Annotated in this window: 17 protein-coding genes; 13 read left to right on the forward strand and 4 right to left on the reverse strand. The window is 66.4% G+C overall.

Annotation, left to right across the window (positions count from 1 at the left end):
* Positions 1-4 precede the first annotated feature (4 nt).
* The 4 genes from HRU76_12115 to HRU76_12130 all read right to left on the reverse strand — a co-directional run bounded on the left by HRU76_12115 (position 5) and on the right by HRU76_12130 (position 4,519).
* The gene (locus HRU76_12115) at positions 5-745 is read right to left on the reverse strand and encodes a hypothetical protein (protein QOJ18285.1); all 741 of its coding nucleotides are present in this window, start codon (positions 743-745) and stop codon (positions 5-7) included.
* A gap of 47 nt (positions 746-792) precedes the next feature.
* A complete protein-coding gene (serC, locus tag HRU76_12120; protein ID QOJ19181.1) occupies positions 793-1,908 on the reverse strand; it encodes a phosphoserine transaminase in 1,116 nt (371 codons plus the stop codon).
* A 103-nt stretch (positions 1,909-2,011) separates the two neighbouring features.
* Complete coding sequence (locus tag HRU76_12125) at positions 2,012-3,214, reverse strand: hydroxyacid dehydrogenase (GenBank protein QOJ18286.1); 1,203 nt, start codon at positions 3,212-3,214, stop codon at positions 2,012-2,014.
* 75 nt (positions 3,215-3,289) lie between these two features.
* Positions 3,290-4,519 carry a DUF1015 domain-containing protein gene (locus HRU76_12130; GenBank protein ID QOJ18287.1) on the reverse strand — a complete coding sequence of 410 codons (1,230 nt, stop codon included), beginning with the start codon at positions 4,517-4,519 and terminating at the stop codon, positions 3,290-3,292.
* Positions 4,520-4,672: 153 nt separating this feature from the next.
* Here HRU76_12130 and HRU76_12135 point away from each other — a divergent pair, with 153 nt between their 5' ends.
* The 13 genes from HRU76_12135 (at position 4,673) to HRU76_12195 (ending at position 16,118) form a co-directional block, all read left to right on the forward strand.
* Positions 4,673-4,984: a hypothetical protein gene (locus tag HRU76_12135; protein QOJ18288.1), complete on the forward strand. Its 312-nt coding sequence runs from the start codon at positions 4,673-4,675 to the stop codon at positions 4,982-4,984.
* Between the two features lie 305 nt (positions 4,985-5,289).
* Complete coding sequence (locus HRU76_12140) at positions 5,290-5,709, forward strand: type II secretion system protein (protein QOJ18289.1); 420 nt, start codon at positions 5,290-5,292, stop codon at positions 5,707-5,709.
* Between the two features lie 82 nt (positions 5,710-5,791).
* Entirely contained in the window at positions 5,792-6,508 is a 717-nt protein-coding gene (locus HRU76_12145) for a hypothetical protein (GenBank protein ID QOJ18290.1), read from the forward strand.
* 16 nt (positions 6,509-6,524) lie between these two features.
* Positions 6,525-6,815: a hypothetical protein gene (locus tag HRU76_12150; protein ID QOJ18291.1), complete on the forward strand. Its 291-nt coding sequence runs from the start codon at positions 6,525-6,527 to the stop codon at positions 6,813-6,815.
* 16 nt (positions 6,816-6,831) lie between these two features.
* On the forward strand, positions 6,832-7,386 hold the full coding sequence (locus tag HRU76_12155; protein ID QOJ18292.1) for a prepilin-type N-terminal cleavage/methylation domain-containing protein: 555 nt from the start codon (positions 6,832-6,834) through the stop codon (positions 7,384-7,386).
* Between the two features lie 58 nt (positions 7,387-7,444).
* Positions 7,445-8,578, forward strand: coding sequence for a pilus assembly protein PilM (gene pilM, locus HRU76_12160; protein QOJ18293.1), 1,134 nt, complete (start codon positions 7,445-7,447; stop codon positions 8,576-8,578).
* A complete protein-coding gene (locus HRU76_12165) occupies positions 8,575-9,243 on the forward strand; it encodes a PilN domain-containing protein (protein QOJ18294.1) in 669 nt (222 codons plus the stop codon). The genes pilM and HRU76_12165 overlap by 4 nt, the downstream gene beginning before the upstream one ends.
* Positions 9,233-9,793, forward strand: a complete 561-nt coding sequence (gene pilO, locus HRU76_12170) for a type 4a pilus biogenesis protein PilO (protein QOJ18295.1) — start codon at positions 9,233-9,235, stop codon at positions 9,791-9,793. The genes HRU76_12165 and pilO overlap by 11 nt, the downstream gene beginning before the upstream one ends.
* A gap of 48 nt (positions 9,794-9,841) precedes the next feature.
* A complete protein-coding gene (locus HRU76_12175) occupies positions 9,842-10,471 on the forward strand; it encodes a hypothetical protein (GenBank protein ID QOJ18296.1) in 630 nt (209 codons plus the stop codon).
* A gap of 25 nt (positions 10,472-10,496) precedes the next feature.
* On the forward strand, positions 10,497-12,749 hold the full coding sequence (locus tag HRU76_12180) for a hypothetical protein (GenBank protein QOJ18297.1): 2,253 nt from the start codon (positions 10,497-10,499) through the stop codon (positions 12,747-12,749).
* Between the two features lie 132 nt (positions 12,750-12,881).
* Positions 12,882-14,213 carry a tetratricopeptide repeat protein gene (locus HRU76_12185; GenBank protein ID QOJ18298.1) on the forward strand — a complete coding sequence of 444 codons (1,332 nt, stop codon included), beginning with the start codon at positions 12,882-12,884 and terminating at the stop codon, positions 14,211-14,213.
* Positions 14,214-14,243: 30 nt separating this feature from the next.
* Positions 14,244-15,692, forward strand: a complete 1,449-nt coding sequence (locus tag HRU76_12190) for a PAS domain-containing protein (GenBank protein QOJ18299.1) — start codon at positions 14,244-14,246, stop codon at positions 15,690-15,692.
* Between the two features lie 21 nt (positions 15,693-15,713).
* A complete protein-coding gene (locus HRU76_12195; GenBank protein QOJ18300.1) occupies positions 15,714-16,118 on the forward strand; it encodes a response regulator in 405 nt (134 codons plus the stop codon).
* The last annotated feature ends 48 nt before the right edge of the window (positions 16,119-16,166 follow it).

Here is a 16,166-nt window from a genome sequence, read left to right on the forward strand (position 1 = left end):
GGCCTCATCGCAGCAGATAGAGACGCGCCGCGACGATCACCAGCACCAGGGCCACCACGCCGCCGATGACGAGCAGGAGGATCAGCGTGGCCGTCTCGCCCGCGTCGGGCGTGTTGGATGCTGACGACGCGCCGCGGTCCAGTGAAGCCCACACTGCGTGCGAGAACCCGCCGAAGATGGTCGCATCCAGTCCGTCGCGCGGATCGGCCCGTTCACTCGGAACGATGCTCACCTGGACGGGAAACTCCAGCGTCGCGGGCGCGAGGCAGGAGCTGTCGTCGCACGCCTGAAGCCCGACGGTGACCGTGAGCGTCGCCGGACCAAGCGGCGCGTTGGAGGGCACGGTCACGGGCAGATAGGCGATGGCCCGGCCTGAATACACCTCGAACTGGGCCTTGCGATCAAGCCAGGGCAGCGAGACCGCGTGGGGGGATGGCCACTGAATATGACTGACATGAGGCAGCAGAGCGCCGGTGGACGCCGCGCGGATCGTGGTCGGGATCAGGTCGCCCGCCAGATCTTCAAGTCCTGGCGGCATCTTCGGGGCGTTGGTGTTGGTGTGCCACTGCGGGTCGTGATCGAGAATGATCGCCACCGGCAGATCATCGCCCGGTGCCACGTTGACTCGACCGGGATAGACGTACACCTTGACCTTGGACCGTGAGTCCTCCTGAGCGGCGGCTGATGCGCAGCACACCACCGCCAGGACAACCAGCAGGCGGCCGAGCTGGATGCGAACGCTCATGGCGATCCTCCTCGCCTCATCGGTGGGCCAGGGCGTCGCGCGGACGGTTACCCGTTCTTCCTGGCGAACTCGCGCATGAACTGGGCGAGCGTTTCGCACCCCGCGTGCGGGAAGGCGTTGTAGATGGACGCCCGCATGCCGCCCACTGATCGGTAGCCCTTCAGCCCGTCCATGTCGTGCTTCCTGGCCTCGGCGACGAACCTGTCGTCGAGTTCCGGCGAGGGTGAGCGGAAGGAAACGTTCATCACCGAGCGGCATTCCGGGCGCGAGACGCAGGTGTAGAACCCCCCGGACTGGTCGATCGCGTCGTAGATGAGTCTGGCCTTGGCGTTGTTGCGGGCCTCCATCGCCGTCAGTCCGCCCTGGCGGAGAATCCACTTGAACACCTGGCCCATGAAGTAGATTCCGAACGTGGGGGGGGTGTTGAGGCAGGACTTCTGCTCGGCGATCTTGGCGTAGGAGAACATCGACGGCAGCCCCGGCTTGCCCGAGGCGAGAAAGTCCTTGCGGATGATGACCAGCACCACGCCGGAGGGACCGAGGTTCTTCTGCGCTCCCGCGTAGATCATGGCGTGCGCCTTCACGTCGATGGGGCGGGAATACATTTCCGAACTGGTGTCGGCGATGAGCGGCGCGCTGGTCCGCGGCGGCTGATTGAAGCGCGTGCCGTAGATGGTGTTGTTGGAGCAGTAGTGCAGGTAGGCGGCGCCGGGCGTCTGGGTGATCTCGGCGTCGGAAGGCGTGTGGTCGTAGTTCGTCCTGCTGCCGTCGAAGGCGCAGTGCACCTTGCCAAGGATCTTCGCCTCCTTCATGGCCTTGTTGGCCCACACGCCTGTGTCGAGGTAATCGGCCGTCTTGCCCTCGGGCAGGAAGTTCATGGGAATGTACGCGAACTGCGTGGTCGCCCCGCCTTGCACGAAGACGATCTCGTAATCGTCCGGCACATTGCCCACGGCGCGGCAGTCGGCGATGGCCTCGTCCAGCACCCGGTCGAACACCTTGCCCCGGTGGCTGTGCTCCATGATGCCGATGCCGGAGTCGAAGATGTTCCAGATGTCCTGCTGCGCCTGGTGGAGCACCTCCTCGGGCAGCGTGGCGGGACCAGCGGAGAAGTTGAAGATGCGCTTGGAGGCGGACTTCGTCTCGACGGCGGGTTTGGTCATCATGGTGGTCATGGGTGGTCTCGGAATCGACGGGGAGCTGGGTTGTAAGACGCAGGTTCTCGGCTGTCGGCTCTCACCTCCGACGACAGACCTCTGATCCCCCTCACAACCCCGCAACCGTGACACTCAGCACGCTGGGATTGGCGCGGATGGCGGTGAGCAGTTCAGGGGCGGGGGCTTCATCGACCTGGATGTGGGCGCACGCCGCGCGGGCGCCGTCGTAGACGATGTTGTCCATCACCTCGATGTTGATTCCCGCCTGCCCGAGGATGTAGAACACGTGGGCCAGCACGCCCGGTCGGTTCTGCATGCGGACGGTGAGCACGCTGGTGGCGGGCGTGGACTTGGCGATGTTCACGCAGTTGATGACCTGCCCGGTTCGAAGGAAGGTTTCCACGATGCGCACCGCTTCGGCGGCGATGGCCTCCTGGGCCTGATCGGTCGAGGCGCCCACGTGATGCGTGCCGTACACGCCCGGGGCCTGGGCGATGGGGCTGGCGAAGTCCGCCGTGCCCCCTGCCGGCTCGTTTTCGAACACATCCAGCCCGGCGCGGACGCCCTTGGCGCGGATGGCCTCAAGCAGGGCGCTCTCGTCCACCACGCTGCCGCGCGAGGTGTTGATGACGAAGGCGCCCGGCTTGAGCGCGTCGCAGAACGCCTTGTTGACGAGTGTCTTCGTGTCCTCGTTGGCGGCGACGCTGATGGAGATGACGTCCGCCTGACGCGCTACGTCGAGCGGCGTGGGGCAGAAGCCGACGTCCTCCAGCGCCGCCCGTTCCGGGGTGAGACTGCGCGACCAGGCGATGATCTTCATGCCGAAAGCGCGCCCGCGTCTGGCGATCTCGCGCCCGATCTGTCCCAGCCCGATGACGCCCAGGGTGCGACCGTAGAGTCCGGCGGCCTTGGCGTACTCCTTCTTGTTCCACTTGCCGGCCCGGAGTTCGGCGACCTGGTCGGGAATGCGCCGATCGCAGGCGAGGATCAGGCCCCACGCCAGTTCGGCGACCGCAATCGAGTTCTTGCCCGGGCAGTTGGTGACGAAGATGCCCCGCGCCGAGGCCGCCGCCACGTCGATGGTGTCATAGCCGGCCCCGGCGCGGATGACCATGCTCAGTCGCCCCGCGGCCTTGAACACCGGCTCCTTCACCTTCTTCCCACGCACGATCAGAATGTCCGGGTCCAGTTGACCAACGAGGGTCGCCAGTGCGTCTCCCTCCACATCCGCGTTGACAGTCACGTCGCACCCGAGGGATTTGAGCCCCTCGACGCCCGACTTCTCGAACTTGTCGGCCACCAGCACCTTCATGCGACCTCTCCTCGGCCGTCCTGAGACGGGTTGAACAAGTGTAGGAACGGGCGCCGATCGCGGGCGAGGGGCGCATCAGTCGAGCGTGTGGACGACCAGTCCGCTGCGGAGTTTCGGCTCGAACCAGGTGGACTTGGGCGGCATGACCAGCCCGGCGTCCGCCACGGCCATGAGCTGCTCCATCGTGGTCGGGAACATGGTGAAGGCGATGGCCGCCTCACCGTGCTGAACGAGTCTTTCCAGGTGCTCGGGTCCGCGGATGCCACCCACGAAGTCGATGCGTTCATCGGTGCGCGGGTCGCCGATTCCGAAGATGGGGGTCAGCACTCGATCCTGCAGCAGCGATACGTCCAGCGACCCGATGGGATCCGTGTGATCGATGGTTGATTCATCGAGCGTCAGCCGCCGCCATCGGTCTCCCAGGTAGAAGCCGAAGGTGCCCGCCCGACGGGGCATGGGTTCGACGATCGGCGCCACCTCGCCGAAGGCGCTGAAGCGGCGAAGCACCTCGTCATGCGATAATCCGTGGAGATCCTTCACGACCCGGTTGTAGGGCAGGATGCGCAGGTGGCTGGCGGGGAAGAGGCAGGAGAGGAACCAGTTGTACTCCTCCTTGCCGGTGTGGCGCGGGTTGTGCTTGCGCCGCTCCTGCCCGGCCCGCCAGGCGCTGGCGGCGCGGTGGTGGCCGTCCGCGACGTAGGCGCACGGCACGCCGGCGAACAGTCGCGCGTAGGACTCCCAGTCGTCCACAGGCCAGAGCGAGTGGGTGACGCCGTCCACCGCGGTGAAGTGGTAGAGCGGGCGTGTGTTGATGTCGCGCTCCATCAGGGCGGTGATGTCGGGCACGTCCCGGTAGGCCAGGAACACCGGTCCGGCGTTGGCGTTGAGCGTGAGGACGTGCCGGGTCCGATCGTCCTCCTTCACCTTGCGCGTGCGCTCGTGCTTCTTGATGATGTCCTTCTCGTAGTCATCCACGTGGCAGCAGCAGAGCAGCCCGACCTGCACCGAATGACGCCATGCCTGGCGGTACAGAAAGAATCGCGTCGCGGTGTCCCGCATCAAGACGCCCTCACGCTGGAACCGCTCGAACGTCTCCTTCGCCTGCAGGTAGACGCGGGCGTCGTAGGGGTTGGTATCGGGGGGGAGGTCGATTTCCGACCGCACCACGTGCAGAAAGCTGTAGGGGTTGTCACGGGCGAGTTCGCGGGCCTCCTCGGTGGTGACCACGTCGTAGGGGAGCGATGCGACGCGGGCCTCGAAACCGGGCGATGGGCGGATGGCCTTGAACGGATGGATTCTGAGCAACTTGATTCTCCGGAGACGCTCGAAGTGGACATCGTAGCGACGTGAATCACGCGCGACATCGATTCAACTGACGTGAGCGCCTCAAGTGGCACGCCGGATGCGCCGACCATGTTCTGGGACATGCCGGAAGAAGCGTCAAGAAGGGAGTGAGCCATGTCGCATCACCAGGTGTTCACCGCGTCGAACGAGCGTCGTCAATCCGGACGGTGGTCGATCGAAGGCGAGGCGGAGGTCATGGTGATCGCCGGAGAACGGCTCGGCGAGATGACGACGCTGCGACTGACGGACGCCGGTGACCACGGGCTGGGCGGATGGTCGCGGCGACCGATGCCTTCCGGGCAGCCGGTGACGGTGGGGTTCGCCGAACGCGGGAAACCCGGACGATGCGGCGTGATCGCCCGGTGCGTACCGCTGGAGAACGGGTGGCAGCTGGGCATTCGCCTGCAGAGCCGTCTGGCGGCCTGAAACGACGGAGGGTCGGACCATGCGGCCTGGGTAAGCCGTGACGTGTTCGACGCCTGCGGGCGGCGATGTTCGATGTCTCGGCTGCACCGGCACTTGCCGACGGTCGATACGAATCGTGAGTTGATGAAGTCCGGTCCATGCGCCGAGGCGCACGGGTCGGCCAGGACGCGATCGGTCGAGAGGCCGACGGGTCGATTCGGTGGTGACGGGACTGGCGTTGGTTCCGCACCGAGGAAACCGGAGGGGTGTCCGGACACGAGTCCGCCCCCGTACATGAACCCTGCAGGTTCCAAGGAGTACGCAACATGATGGCACGTGTTCGGAGCCGCGCGAAGCGCGCATTCACCCTGGTCGAAATCCTCATCGTGGTCGTGATTCTCGGCATCCTCGCCGCGATCGTCATCCCGCAGTTCACCGACGCGTCGCAGGAAGCGACGATGTCCAGCGTCAAGAGCATGCTGCAGACCATCCGCAGCCAGATCGAGCTCTACCGCGTCAAGAACAACGGCGTCCTCCCCGACCTCTCGGCGGACTGGGATGATCTCGTGGACGGCGATTACCTCCAGGCCGCGCCCGTCAATCCCATCACCGGCGGCAGCGCCGTCGGCGACATGGGGGACGACTGGCACTGGGATGCCGCCGAAGGCAACATCCAGGCCCGCAATCCCGATGACATCGACTTCGATGGCGATGGCAACGGCGACGGCGACCCGCTGCCCTGGTAATCCCGGCGGCAAGCGACTGGCATGACCAAGACGCCGCGGTGGAGACACCGCGGCGTTCTCTTTTGCTCCGGAGTCAGCGATCATGCGCATCACCGATGAGCGACAGGCCGATCAGGATTCGCCCACGCGGGCGGGTCGAGCTCAACGACGGCGGCGATTCCGGTCCAGGCGAGCCATGGCGGTTCGGCAGACCTTGGCGATGCTCTGTCTCCTGGGTGGCACGGGAACCGTCGGGTACATGGCGGGGCCGGGACTGGTGGAGGCGTCCGATTCCGTGCGTCAGGAGCGGTCCGCGCGCCGCGCCGCGCTGGCGATGATGCTCGACGCGGTCGCCGCCAGCATCAATCGAAGCCGGGCCGTCCTCGCCGTGCATCCACGTGCCGAAACCCCGTACGTGGACGTGGTGCTCTGGATGCACGATGACCGGAATCCGGGGTGCGTCGATGCGGACGAGGTGGCGCTGGTCAGCCACAGCCGGGCCTTGCGCTCCATTCGCCTGTTCATGCTCGACCCCGGCCGCCCCGCATCGCCGGTCGCGGCGACGGAGCGGCCCGGCGCCATGATGGCGGGGGACGGCTCGACCATGGTCCAGTCGCCCCGGTTCGGTGACCTCTGGCGGTCCGATCCGCGCGTGGCGTCCGTGATTCTGGCGGACGGTGTATCGGACCTGAGCATCGAGATCATCCGATCCGATGACGGGGGATACGGCGCCATGCGAATCGAACTGATATGGGCCTCCGAAAGCGCCGATTGGGCTGAACGGGCGTCGGTGGTCGTTCGGCTGCCGTCGGAATCCTGATCCAAGGAGATCGCCAGTGAAGCGCGTCCGATTTCTGAACATCGTTCTCACGGCTCTGGTCGTGGTGCTGGCCGGCCACCTCTGGGTCCGCGTGGCTGAACGCCCGCTGCTGGCGACCAGCGCCGCGGCGCAGGATGACGCCGGCGGCACGCTCGGCATCCCCAACGCCGCCAAGCAGCGCCAGGAGATCATCGACGCGCTGAAGCGGCTGACCGCCGAGCTGGAGAAGACCAACAAGCAGTTGAAGGAAGCCAAGTTCAAGGTGGAGGTCACCAACCTTCCCGAGCCCGCCAAGTCGGGGTCGTGAAGTCGGAGGTTCTTTGATGTCGCCTCGCCGTCACGGTGTCATCGCGCGTCCGAGCCGACGCGGATACACCCTCATCGAGTTGCTGCTGGTCATCGCCGTGCTGGGGCTGGCGGGAGCGATCCTGATCCCGTCGATGAGCCAGACGGACACGCTCCGCATTCAGGCGGCGGTCCGCATGATCATCGGCGATCTGGCCTTCGCCCAGTCTGACGCCCTGGCGCAGCAGGAGTACCGCCGCGTCTTCTTCTTCGAGGACGGCAACGGATACGTGCTGCTGCGTTCGCCGTTCGACCCGGAGTCGGATGCGATCTACGACCCGCTCTCCCGGACCGGCGCCTACGTCGTGCGGTTCGACCTGGATGAGCGCCTCCGGGGCGTCACGATCGAGTCGGTCGCCATCGACGGCGAGGAGCGATTCATCTCGTTCGACGAGTTGGGCGGCACGGTGACGGACGGCAACGCGCCTGGCACGGGAGGATCGATCATCGTGCGTTCGCCCAACGCCCGCTATGAGATTCTCATCGCGCCGTTCACGGGCAAGATGAGCGTGCGGGAGTTGGCGCTGGAATAACAAGCTGCTCGTCGTGGGTCGAGGCGGGCCCATGGCGTTCGGCCGGAGGGATGGAGGCGTGCTGGGATCCAGGTTCCTGTCATCCGTGGGCCACATCGGCATTGACTTCGGATCCGGCGGGGTCCGGCTGCTGCAGATGCGCCATCGCCGCGGGTGCTGGCAGGTGGTGGATCGCGCCCGCATGGAGCCCGAGGGGGAAGGCGTCCCCACGTCGGAGGCGTTCCGTCACCTTCTGGGCGAACATCGCTTCGTCGGGCGCCGCTGTGTGGTCGGCGTGCCCCGGAGCGAAACCCTGATTCAATCGGTCCGGATGCCCCGGCTCAAGGACGCGGAAATGAAGCAGGCCGTGCTCTGGGAGGCGGCGGAGCGATTCAATCGGGGGCGGGACGAGTTGGAGGTGGACTACATCCGTCTGGGCGAGGTGCAGCGCGGCGCCGAATCCCGCGACGAGGTGCTGGTGATCGCCGCGCCGCGCGAGCGTCTTCAGCAGCGCCTCGACTCCCTGATCGAGGCGGGATTGCGTCCCGTCGCGGTCGAACTGCCGGTGTGCGCCATCGTTCGGACTCATTCGCTGCGCTGCCGGCGGGACGCGGATCAGCAGCATGTCCGGGCCATCCTGGAGATCGGCGGCTCCGGCTCGTCATTCATGGTCCTGCGGGGGGATCAGGTCGCCATGTGCAAGCCGATCGAGGTCGGCGGCGCCGACCTGGACAAGGCGGTGGCCGAGCGGCTCGGTCTGGACCTGCCGCTGAGCCGACAACTGAGGCAGCGTCGTCTGCTCGAACGGGCGAGGTCGATTCAGTCTGGTCATCCGGCTGGAGAACCTGATGACAAGGAGCGGGCGATCTTCGAATCGGTCCGCGCCCTGCTCGATCGTCTCATTCGGGAAGTCGGGCTTTGCCTGCGGTACCACGGCGTCACGTTCCGTGGGCGTCCGCCTGAGCGCATCGTCCTGGCCGGAGCGGATGGGCTGGAGCCGCGACTGGACGCCATGCTCGCGGCCTCCACCAAGATGCCGGTGGCGTTTGAAGATCCGCTTTCGCCCGTTCAGCCCATGCTCGAGGGGATCGGTCACTCTGACGAGTGGGGACCGGCGCATGGCTGGCTCGCCGCCGCCGGCCTGTCGTTGCGCGGGTGGCGCGCCGCGACGGTCGCAGCCGGCTCAACGTCGGAACGGAGGGCCGCGGCATGAGGCAGCACGAGATCGACCTGCTTCCCGAGGTCATGCGCATCAAGACGCAGGCCCGGGCCAGCGCCAGCCGGAACGTGACCATGGCCACGCTGACCGTGACGGCGCTGGTCCTTCTCTCCACCCACGCAAAAATGGTGCGCGGCGCCGCCGAGTCGGAACTGCGTCTGCTGCGTCACGAAGTCAAGGTGCTGGAGCAGAATGAGCGCGAGGCCGACCGCCTGCAGTCCGAACTGGAGCGGCTGCGGCGGCTCGAGGATCGACAGCGCCGGGTCGAGACTCCATTGCCCATCAGCCGCATCATCGCCGAGCTTGTCGGCGCCATGCCCGACTCGATGACGATCGACCGGCTTGATGTGAACGCCGAGCAGGTCAGGCGGCAGCGCTCGACCCCGTCGAAAGGCGGCACGGATCCGGGTCCGCGCGTCCTGGTGGCCGAGGTGGCGGGCTTCGCGCGCGACGACCTGGACATCACGCGCTTTGTCTCGAATCTGGACGGGCGCGAGCCGTTCGCGGATGTTTCGCTCGACTACAGCCGGCAGCGGCAGGTTCACGGCGTGCCGGCGCGGGAGTTCCGTCTCAGCTTCACGATCGACTTCGATGCGGCGTGGGCGCTTCGCGAGGTCGATCCGTCCTGGTCGCAGCGGAAGGTGACCCATGTGGATTGACCGGAAGTTTCTGCTTTCCGCCGCCGTCATGCTCGGCGCGTTCGCGCTGGGCGCGGTGGTGCTGGCGGCGCCGCAGTACCGGGCGGCTCGCGACGCCGCGGGCACCATTCGCTCCGTGCGGCAGCGGCTCGCCACGGGAAGTGAGAGCGCCGCCGGTCTTCGTGAGATGCAGGAGCGGCTCGCACGGGAGCGTCAGGCGTTCGAGTCGAGCGCCAGGACCATCCCCGCCAGCGCCGACGTGGCCTCGATCATCCGAGCGCTCAACAGGCCGATCGACGGCGTCCAGGTGCTGGACCAGACGTTCAACGCCGGTCGAACGCCGACGCCCGTGCCGCGCGTGGACGACGGCTCGCTTTCATCGTTGCCGCTCACCATTGACATGGTGGCGACGTATGACGTGGTTCACGACCTGCTGCGCAGCGTCGAATCGATGCCGCGGCTGATTCGCATCGCCTCGGTGCGCGTCGAACGGCTCGCGGACTCCGAGCACGTCGTCAAGGCGACCATCCTGCTGGACGTGATCTTCGAGCCCGCCGGCCAGGCGTCGTAAGGCGGAAGGCCGCGTCAGGCGCCTGGTTGCCTTCGTGGAGCCCTGAACATGCCCCAGTCGTTGCAGCGAATCTGGATCCGATTGACCGCCGACCGCCGGCGATTCGGCATTCTGGTCGCCATGGTGCTGGTGGGGCTGCTGTTGTGGGGACGGGTGATCATCGTGTCCAGCCCGCCCCGTCGCGCCGTGGCGGGAAGCGGGGAGCGACTGACCCAGAAGCCGGCGGAGACGCCCCGAGGCGGGTCAGCGTCGTCCGAGAATCCCCCCGCGCCGCCGCGTGAGGTGGCGCTTGCGTCCGAGATGACGCGCGACCCCTTCCGGATCAACCCGCAGCACTTCCCCAGACCGACTCCCCCGGCGAAAGAGGCAAGGGATGAGGGCAAGTCGGGTTCATCCCCGGCCGATGATGAGGCGCGCGATGAGGCGCTTCGAGTCGGGCGGATCGAGGCCGCCGCGAGGAACCTCACGCTGGAGGCGGTCATGAAAGGAGCTTCGCTCGCCGTGATTGATGGGCGCACCCTCCGGGTCGGAGACAGCGTTTCCAGCCCGAAGCATCCGGGATTCGACTTCACGCTGATCGAGGTGGGCGACCGCTCGGCAGTGCTGGAGTGCGAGGGCATCCGGGTGGAACTGCGCCTCTCAGCGGCGGCGGACCGGACCCCGTCCCGACCCCGATGATCCAGGACCCGAGGAGCGACTCGACATGCTTTCGATGAACCACGGTCTGACGCGGCGTTTTCTCCTGCCCCTGACTTCCGTCTGCGCCCTGTCGGTCGGGCTTGCCGACCCGGCATTCGGGCAGCAGGGGGGTCAGCAGGATCCGGCCAAGCAGGATGTCAACGTCACCGACTTCGACACCGTCGATCTGTCCGTGCAGGACGCCGACCTGGCCCAGGTTCTGCAGATGCTCTCCATCCAGAGCCGCAAGAACATCATCTCGAGCAAGAACGTCTCGGCCACGGTGACGGCCAACCTGTACGACGTGACGTTCCACGAGGCGCTGGACGCCATCCTCAAGGTCAACGGCTTCACCTGGGAGGAGAAGGGCAACTTCATCTACGTGTACACGCAGGATGAATACAACCGCATTCAGGAAGCCAACCGCAAGACCACCAGCCGCACCTTCGAGCTCAACTACCTCTCCGCCCGCGACGGCATCGAGTTCATCACGCCGCTGCTCAGCGACAAGGGCAAGGCCAGCGCCCGGGGCGACGTGAAGGCGGGCTTCAAGCCCACATCCGACGACGGGGGCGGCGACAGCTACGCCTACAACGTCAAGATCGTCGTCAATGACTATCCCGAGAATCTTGACGCCATCGCGGCCCTGCTGGGCGAACTGGACACGGCCCCGGACCAGGTGATGGTGGAGGCGACCATTCTCCAGGCCGCGGTGGATGAGGCCAATGCCTTCGGCATCGACTTCAACATCATCGGCAACATGGACTTCACCAACATCTCCGCGCCGCTGCGGGCCGTGGACAACCTGTTCAACGGCCGCAACCCGGTGAGCGGATTCCAGCCCGCCGACAACAAGGCCCACGCCGTGGGCACCAGCGTCGGCAACACCGGCGGACCCGGCGGACTCAAGGTCGGCATCATCAGCAATGACATCAGCGTCTTCCTGCGCGTGCTGGACGAAGTGACCGACAGCACCATCCTGGCGCGGCCCAAGATCATGGCCCTGAACCGGCAGCGTGCGGAAGTGCTCGTGGGCGCCCGCATCGGCTACCTGTCCACCACCGCCACCGAGACTACGACCACGCAATCAGTCGAGTTTCTCGACACCGGCATCCAGCTGGTCTTCCGTCCCTTCATCTCGAAGGACGGGATGATCCGGCTCGAACTGAAGCCCAGCGTCTCCGAGGCCTCGCTGCGCACCGTCACCCAGGCCAACAGCACGCAGGTGACCATCCCCGACGAACTGACCAACGAACTGACGACCAACGTGCGCGTGCGCGACGGCCAGACCGTCGTGCTGGGCGGTCTCTTCAAGGAGTCCACCACCATCACGCGGCGCCAGGTGCCGCTGCTGGGCGACATTCCCATCCTCGGCGCCGCCTTCCGCGGGCAGGACGACAACGTCGAGCGCGACGAAATCATCTTCCTCATCACCCCCTCCATCGCCCGCGATGAGGTGCTGTGGGAGAACGGCCACCAGATGCTCGCCATGACCGAGCTCGTCCGCATCGGCGCCCGCAACGGCCTGCTGCCCTTCAGCCGCGAGAAGATGACCACCTCCTACAACCAGAGCGCCATGGACGCCGCCGCCGCAGGCGACACCGAACTGGCCCTCTACCACATTCGCAACTCGCTGCGGCTCAACGCCAACCAGCCGGAGATGATCGCCCTTCGTCAGCGGCTCTCGGGCGACGTCGAGAAGGGCTACGAGCGCAGTCTGCTCGAGCGCGTGCTCAAGCGCAACACCGAGCGGCAGAGCGACGCCCGCTCCAACTCAACGCCGACCTTCGATCGCGATCCGCTCCTCGCCCTCAACCGCGTCACCATCAGCGTGAAGGGGCAGCAGAATCAGAACGAATCGTCCGCCGCGCCGCCCTCCACCAACGCCGCGTCCTCCACGCCCGCCCAGTTCGCGCTCCAGCCCGTCTCCGACCCCGCCGCCGGGCAGCCCTCGGACGCCACCACGGCCCCCGCTGAGAACTCGTCCGACTTCCACCCCCAGGACGTCGCCTTCGACTTCGACGCCGCCCTTCAGGGCGCCGGGACCAGCGACGCCGCCGCCAACTCCGCCAACTCCCGCAACACCACCAGCCACCACGCCGCCCCCACCCCCGGCTTCGAAGGGCTCGATGAAACCTCCACCGGCTTCACCTTCGCCCCCGTCACCCGCTGGTACCTGCCTCAGTTCTTCCGCTTCGATCCCCACGGACGTTTTCAGACCACCGTCACCGAAGACGCCTCCTTTTTCGACCGATGGAAGAACGTCGGCGAGGAATGATCGGACGACCACCCACCGGTCGCTCAACCACCAGACCCTTCGCCGACGCGCCTTCACCACGGGGCGCGTCGGTCTGTTCACAGAACACCATCCGCCCCGCGCACGATTCCGTTCTCATCCGGAAACCCACCCATGAAGACCACGACCCGCACCACGCACGCCATCGCGCCGCTCCTCGCCGCCCTGACGCTGCCCGTCCTGCCCCTGCTCACCGGCTGCGCCTCCACCCCGTACCACAAGGAGGTCCGCAACCAGGCCAACGAACGATACGACCTCATCCAGGCCCAGATGGCCTACGACCAGGCCCTCCAGGCCTACGCCACCGGACAGTTCGACAAGGCCATCCGGCTGATCGACGGCGCCCTCGCACGCTTCCCCGAGCGTCCTGACTACCTCGTCCTCAAGGGACGAATCCACCTCGAAACCCACCGCCTCGAACTGGCCATGTCCCTCTTCGACCAGGCCGCCGACGCCGACCCCACCCGCGCCGACCCGCACTACTACGCCGGCATCATCCTCCAGCGATGGTCCGACCACCCCCGCGCCGCCGAACGCTACCGACGCGCCTTCGACCTGGAACCCACCAACCCCCAGTACCTCCTCGCCTCCGCCGAGGCCCTCATCGCCTCCCAGCGATACGACGAGGCCCACCACCTCATCCAGCCCCGGCTCGCCCAGTTCGAGCACAACGCCGCCCTCCGCCAACTCCTGGGACAGATCGCCCTCCTCCAGAACCGACCCGCCGACGCCGCCCACCTGTTCTCACAGGCCAGACGAATCAACCCCGACGACCCCATGCTCCACGAAGAACTCATCCGAGCCGCCTTCGCCGCGGGCGACTACGCCACCTGCCACCACGAACTCCAACGATACAAACCCATCGCCTCCAGCCGACACGCAACCACCACCCACCAGCCCGCCGCCTCCAGCGCCACCAGCGCCAGCGGGGGCGGATCGGGGGGCGGGTGGGGGGGGCGGGTGGACCTGCTTCATCTCGAGGCCCGATGCCTCGTCATGCTCGATCGGCCTGCCGAGGCCAGAACCCTCTACCTCACCCTCGTGGAACTCCAACCCACCGACGTCACCGCCTGGGTCGAACTGGGACACGTCTGCGTCGAGGTCGGCGACGACCGCCGACTCGCCCTCGCCGCCGCACGAATCCTCGCCCTCGACCCCCAACGATTCGAAGGACCACTCCTGAAAGCCATCCTCGAGCGGCGTCAAGGACGCACCAGCCAAGCCATCCAGTCACTCCAGCACAGCATTCAACTCGCCCCGCCGGACGCCTGCTGGCCTCATGTCCTGTTGGGGCAGATTCTGGAGGAGCAAGGCCGCGCTGATGAAGCCAGACAGTGCTATGTCAGGGCGCTGGGGGCAGAGCCAGGCAACCGACAGGCACGAGAACGACTCGAACGACTCGAAGGAACGGCTTTCGCAGCCGAGTCGGGAATCCACCAGCCCTGACAGCCACGGACAGGCACGGAGGCATCCTCGATGGGGCGACGGCTTGCTCTCATCCTGGCGGCGGCAATCGGCCTGGGCGTGGCCGGGCTGTGCTACGCGCTGCTGCAGATGGGCTGGCTCAACGGTCGTCCGGCGGGGCATGCCTCCATCGCCGCCGGTGGGGCCGCGTTCCTGACGGCTGGCGTGCTGCTGTTGACGCTCTCATTGCTGTACAACTCGACCCTTTCCCGGCTTGGCCGCGCGCTCCGGGAGTGCGCCGACAAGCCCGATGCGCCACGGATGGATTCCTCCGCCTGGATGGCGCCGGTGGTGCGCGAGTTCAACGCGGCGCTGGAGATCTTTCACCAGCACCGGGCGCGCATGGACGAGATGCTCAACGATCTGCGCGTGCGTCAGCGCATCGTGGACGGTGAGCGCGATCAACTCCGCTGCGTGCTTCATACGCTGAGCGACGGCGTCATCGTGTCCGATGCGTTCGACGAGATCGTCACGCTGAACCGGGCGGCGGCTGACATCCTTGGACGCCAGGTCGAATCGGAAGAACGGGTGTCCGTGGAGCGCGTCATCGGCGATCGACGGCTCTGCCAGTTGATCCGAGAGATGCGCGAGTCCGGCGTGGTTGACGAGCCGCGGACCCTGGAGATGGATCTTCAATCCAACGGCCAGTCGTCGGGCTACCAGGTGACCGTCTCCTGCCTGCCCAACCGCAAGGGCGAACCGGGCGCGGTGGTGACCATTCTCCACGACCTGACGCGCGAACGGGAAATCGCGCAGATGAAGTCGGACTTCGTATCCAAGGCCAGTCACGAACTGCGCACTCCGCTGTCGTCGATCCGCGCCTATGTGGAGATGCTGGTGGATGGGGAGGCCGCGGACGAGGCGTCGCGCCGCGAGTTCTACACCATCATCCAGAACGAGACGGAGCGCCTGAGCCGGTTGATCGACAACATGCTCAACATCAGCCGCATCGAGGCCGGCATCGTGCAGATCGAGCGCGAACCGGTGGACATCCGCGCGCTGATCCGGCGCGCCGCCGATTCCCTGTCTCCCCAGGCGGCGGAGAAGGACATTTCCATTTCCGTGCGAGCGGCGCCGGTGGACCTGACGGCCGAGGGCGACCCCGACATGCTCTATCAGGTGGTCCTCAACCTGGTCTCCAACGCCGTCAAGTACACGCCCAACGGCGGGCGGATCTCGGTATCCGCCGATACGGACAACCTCACTCGCACCGTGGTGGTCAGCGTCAGCGACACCGGACTGGGAATTCCTCCGGACGCCCTGCCTCGACTGTTCGAGAAGTTCTACCGAATCGAGAATTTCAAGCGCGTGGCCAAGGGAACAGGGCTGGGGCTCAACCTCTGCAAGCACATCGTGGAGACGGTCCACCACGGCTCGATCGGCGTGGAGTCGAAACTTGGCATGGGGTCGAAGTTCTGGTTCTCGATCCCCATGCGCTACGCCGGCGCGAAGGCGGCGTGATCGTAAAGAGGAGCAGCGACCATGGCTCGTGGACGCATTCTGGTGATTGATGATGAGCCGCACATCGTGCAGGTGGTGTCGCTCAAACTCCGGAACGCCGGATTCGAGGTGATTGTCGCGTCCGATGGTGAGGAGGGGTTCGAACTTGCCTGCGAGCACCGGCCCGATCTCATCATCACCGACTTCCAGATGCCCTACATGACGGGGCTGGAACTCTGTCGGGCACTGGCGTCGCGACAGGACACCCGGTCAATTCCCGTCATCATCCTGACAGCCAGGGGGTACGCGCTGGATGAGCAAGATCTGGCCGTCGGCAACATCCGCGACGTGGTGAGCAAGCCCTTCAGTCCTCGCGCCATCCTGGGCCAGATCGACCACTGTCTTCAGTCCCGATCCGGTGTCGACTCATCCGCGGAGGCGGCGTGAGAGAAACCGGCGTTCCATCCCGACCGACTCTCCACCTCGGCGGCGACA

The organism is Phycisphaeraceae bacterium (assembly GCA_015709595.1).
In the GTDB taxonomy this organism is placed as follows: domain Bacteria; phylum Planctomycetota; class Phycisphaerae; order Phycisphaerales; family SM1A02; genus CAADGA01.

What these genes read in the sequence shown, in the direction of transcription:
- HRU76_12115 (QOJ18285.1), bottom strand. Translation starts at nt 745, where the DNA reads ATGAGCGTTCGCATCCAGCTCGGCCGCCTGCTGGTTGTCCTGGCGGTG.
- serC (QOJ19181.1), bottom strand. Translation starts at nt 1,908, where the DNA reads ATGACCAAACCCGCCGTCGAGACGAAGTCCGCCTCCAAGCGCATCTTC.
- HRU76_12125 (QOJ18286.1), bottom strand. Translation starts at nt 3,214, where the DNA reads ATGAAGGTGCTGGTGGCCGACAAGTTCGAGAAGTCGGGCGTCGAGGGG.
- HRU76_12135 (QOJ18288.1), top strand. Translation starts at nt 4,673, where the DNA reads ATGTCGCATCACCAGGTGTTCACCGCGTCGAACGAGCGTCGTCAATCC.
- HRU76_12140 (QOJ18289.1), top strand. Translation starts at nt 5,290, where the DNA reads ATGATGGCACGTGTTCGGAGCCGCGCGAAGCGCGCATTCACCCTGGTC.
- HRU76_12145 (QOJ18290.1), top strand. Translation starts at nt 5,792, where the DNA reads ATGCGCATCACCGATGAGCGACAGGCCGATCAGGATTCGCCCACGCGG.
- HRU76_12155 (QOJ18292.1), top strand. Translation starts at nt 6,832, where the DNA reads ATGTCGCCTCGCCGTCACGGTGTCATCGCGCGTCCGAGCCGACGCGGA.
- HRU76_12165 (QOJ18294.1), top strand. Translation starts at nt 8,575, where the DNA reads ATGAGGCAGCACGAGATCGACCTGCTTCCCGAGGTCATGCGCATCAAG.
- pilO (QOJ18295.1), top strand. Translation starts at nt 9,233, where the DNA reads ATGTGGATTGACCGGAAGTTTCTGCTTTCCGCCGCCGTCATGCTCGGC.
- HRU76_12175 (QOJ18296.1), top strand. Translation starts at nt 9,842, where the DNA reads ATGCCCCAGTCGTTGCAGCGAATCTGGATCCGATTGACCGCCGACCGC.
- HRU76_12180 (QOJ18297.1), top strand. Translation starts at nt 10,497, where the DNA reads ATGCTTTCGATGAACCACGGTCTGACGCGGCGTTTTCTCCTGCCCCTG.
- HRU76_12185 (QOJ18298.1), top strand. Translation starts at nt 12,882, where the DNA reads ATGAAGACCACGACCCGCACCACGCACGCCATCGCGCCGCTCCTCGCC.
- HRU76_12190 (QOJ18299.1), top strand. Translation starts at nt 14,244, where the DNA reads ATGGGGCGACGGCTTGCTCTCATCCTGGCGGCGGCAATCGGCCTGGGC.
- HRU76_12195 (QOJ18300.1), top strand. Translation starts at nt 15,714, where the DNA reads ATGGCTCGTGGACGCATTCTGGTGATTGATGATGAGCCGCACATCGTG.